The following is a 2,746-nucleotide window of genomic DNA, read 5'->3' on the forward strand; positions in this document are numbered from 1 at the left end:
GTTTTCAAAATGAAAACGACGCAAACCGTTTTCGTCACGAACTCGATGAGCGACTGGCTGGATTCGGACTTGAGATCGCCCCGGAAAAGACCAAGGTAATCAAATTTGGTCCGACCGCTGAATCAGGTGCAAAGAGAGATGGCGGTAAGCCGGAAACCTTCGATTTTCTAGGATTTACACACTACTGTAGTCGGACAAGAGACGGCAAGCGATTTCGGATGAAGCGGGTGACTGCACGTAAGAAGTTTACCCTTAAAATCCGCATATTTAAAGATTGGCTGAGAGCCAATAGAACCTTGCCTACACGTGAGCTTATGGAAAAAGTGGCATTAAAATTACAAGGTCACTTTGCCTATTATGGAGTAACAGACAACTCGAAAGGTGTAAATCGATTTGCCTATGAGGTACGCTGTCTTTTATTCAAATGGCTCAACCGACGAGGGAAACGGAGATGTATGAGCTGGGAGAAATTTAGTCTCTTGCTCAAGAAGTTCCCGCTACCTCAACCGCGAATAATGGTAAATCTTCTCACTTGGATGTGAAGTGTGCTCGTGAGGAGCCGTGTGCGTGAATAGCGCCAGCACGGTTCTAAGAGGGGCTGGGGCCAACTGATGTATGGTTGAAATATTGTGACACCGCCGGGAAACCAGGCGGCAAACGGGGAAAACAAACCTCAACCTATAGTATTGGAAGAAACCGGTCTACTCAACCAGTAAGCGAATGAATGAGCCTTATGGAAAAAAGGATTGAGACTGTTTCCTCATTTTCCAGTTATTGCTACTGTTATACTTTGATACTGAGATGTCTTAATGCCCAAAAAAAATAATATCATTTTCGAGTCAAAAGAAGATATATATGGAATTATCCCAAGAGCTGATGATTGGGTACATTATAGCGGAACATTATCAGTAAAGGATGGTGGAAAATACCCTGTAATCCTTGATTTGGATTTTGTGCCACCGTACCCTTTCGCATTTAATATGCCCGAAAAATATATGGTAAAAGCTACAAGTATCTCTGATACGTATTCTAAAATAGCCAGTTTTTTTTACAAATACGGGATTATATTTAAGTAGCCAAAAATAATAAAAAAAAAGAGTATAACAAGCGCTTTCACGGCCGTCCGGGCTAATCAGCGGCGACTTGCAAGCGCTGTAGGTGTGCGATTTAACTGGTTGTTTAAACTCATTGCTTCCTCGCGCCCGGCGGGTGAAGCGCAGCGTTATATCCTGAATGAATGAGCCTTATGGAAAAAAGGATTGAGACGCGTCTTCGACTGAAAAGATAAGAGAAATTGGGGGAAAATATGGGTTTCATATGCTGGCAAAGGTACTAACTGTTATGTCCCGAAACCCATTCAATAACTCGTAAGTGTTGAAGAAACTCTGGACTTAAATGCTTTTTCAAAGGTTTTTTTATGCCTTCTGATTCTCAGATTTTAACGGTACCAAAAGCAGATTGTGGCCATTTAACCCAAACCGGTACGGTTCCTGTTGACATTTTTGACTGGCCAGGTGAGCCGGTGTGGTTGGTAAGGGGGCAAGCTGAAACAAATCCTGATTATCTGCAAATTATTCCATATTTGTTACTGGAAAGTGGGTCATGGATTTCTCCCGGCGGGATATGGTGCTATTCCAGAATTGGCGGTCGTGAGAAAAGATTGTTGCAACAGTTCAGTTGTGGGGTTGGTGGTCATGTTGAATGGGGAGATCGATCTTCGTCATTGGCAGCCACAGCGGAAAATTGCCTGTGGCGTGAATTAAAGGAGGAGATACAATCGCCATCTATTGAATCATTACGACCGTTATGCTGGCTTTACGAAAATGAAAGTGAAGTTGGCCTGGTTCATCTTGGCCTGGTTTTTACTGCTGTGTGGCAGTCTTCTTGTCTTCCTGAAGTATCTCCTGGAGAAGGTCTTGCCTCTTTGGGTTTTAAATCTCCCGCTGAGATTTGTATTGATGGACGGTTTGAGTTGTGGAGCCGCCTGGCAGCTTCAGCTTATATCAGCTGCCGGGAAACGACATGAAATGTATAACTCTGGTTGTGCTTTTTGGATCTGAGATCATAAAAGCCTCTTAACGGGTTCATATGTCGATAATTTATATCATTTCGGATTATGGTCGCCTGATGAAAAAAGGTGATGTCCTGCAGCTTAAGAAGGGCGACGATATCCTGAAAACCATTTTTCCCTTCAAAACCGAGCAACTGCTGATTATCGGCCGCATAGAAATCACCAGTGCGGCAATCAACTTGCTCATGCGACACCGGATAAATACCGTTTTTCTCCACCGTAATGGCCGCTTCAATGGCCGATTGACATTTCCCCAGGGAAAAAATGTTTTTTTACGCCAGCGTCAATTCCAATCCCTGGAAGATGAGCGGTTTGTGCTTGCGTTTGTTAAGGCGATAGTGCGTGGAAAGCTGCGAAACCAGTTAACGTTCATGCAGCGAACTTTACGTACTAAAGAGCTTGGTAGTGAGGGTAAAAAAGCTATGTCTGGTTTGAAGCAAATCCTCATTTCTTTGGAAAAAGCGGATAATCTGAAAAGTATTCGTGGTTTTGAAGGCATAGGCGCACGTTACTATTTCTCGGTTTTTCGCCGGGCGATAAAACCTGGCTGGGCTGTTTTTAATGGTCGGAGTATGAATCCACCACAAGATAATGTCAATGCTGTCCTCAGCTTTCTCTATACCTTGTTGTTCTATCGGGTTGATGCCGCTTTGGAAACTGTTGGTCTGGATCCTT

At 43.7% G+C, this 2,746-nt stretch carries 4 protein-coding genes; all 4 read left to right on the top strand.

What is annotated here, in order from left to right; all coding sequences use genetic code 11:
• The coding region (locus U9P07_08465) for a group II intron maturase-specific domain-containing protein (protein MEA2109435.1) at positions 1-542 on the top strand (542 nt) is incomplete at its 5' end.
• A 267-nt stretch (positions 543-809) separates the two neighbouring features.
• Entirely contained in the window at positions 810-1,076 is a 267-nt protein-coding gene (locus U9P07_08470; protein ID MEA2109436.1) for a hypothetical protein, read from the top strand.
• Between the two features lie 341 nt (positions 1,077-1,417).
• Positions 1,418-2,026, top strand: coding sequence for a hypothetical protein (locus tag U9P07_08475; protein MEA2109437.1), 609 nt, complete (start codon positions 1,418-1,420; stop codon positions 2,024-2,026).
• 62 nt (positions 2,027-2,088) lie between these two features.
• Positions 2,089-2,746 (top strand): CRISPR-associated endonuclease Cas1 (cas1, locus tag U9P07_08480; protein ID MEA2109438.1); only part of this gene is annotated, 658 nt, incomplete at its 3' end.

It is taken from the genome of Pseudomonadota bacterium (genome assembly GCA_034660915.1).
GTDB lineage: Bacteria > Desulfobacterota > Anaeroferrophillalia > Anaeroferrophillales > Anaeroferrophillaceae > DQWO01.

Excerpts from the sequence above, each read along its gene's own strand:
- U9P07_08470 (MEA2109436.1), top strand. The coding sequence starts at position 810 with ATGCCCAAAAAAAATAATATCATTTTCGAGTCAAAAGAAGATATATAT.
- U9P07_08475 (MEA2109437.1), top strand. The coding sequence starts at position 1,418 with ATGCCTTCTGATTCTCAGATTTTAACGGTACCAAAAGCAGATTGTGGC.